Genomic DNA, 319 nt, shown 5'->3' with positions numbered 1-319 from the left:
CTCCGAGTATGTTCACCGGAACCCAACTGCTCTTCAAGTCTGTACAACTGTGTCATCTAGCGGCGTTACTTTCTTGGATTGCTATTGGTAGCAAGGACCGTGTAGGGGCGATAATCCGCTGCGGCGATACGCTGACAGAGATACGTCCATCTAGCTCGAAAACCGCTGTGCTTCAGCTACTCAACCGCTTGTGCGAGATCCATAATCAAGGGTTAACTATGGGAGGCACTACTCTCACCGATGAGCAGCGTGATCCCTTTCATGCCCTTGCTAATCTGTGCCGTAAGGGCAGCGAGCTAATTTGTCTTAGCGACTTCTC

General features: G+C 51.1%; 1 pseudogene. It reads left to right on the top strand.

Annotated features, from left to right (window positions below):
• Window positions 1-8: 8 nt before the first annotated feature.
• Window positions 9-319, top strand: a pseudogene (locus AB4585_RS28280) (DUF58 domain-containing protein); the annotation flags it as partial.

This window comes from Vibrio sp. 10N.222.49.C9 (assembly GCF_041474985.1).
Lineage (GTDB): Bacteria > Pseudomonadota > Gammaproteobacteria > Enterobacterales > Vibrionaceae > Vibrio > Vibrio crassostreae_C.
The sequence above is the reverse complement of the archived record's forward strand: the minus strand, read 5'-3'. Positions and strand labels throughout refer to the sequence as shown.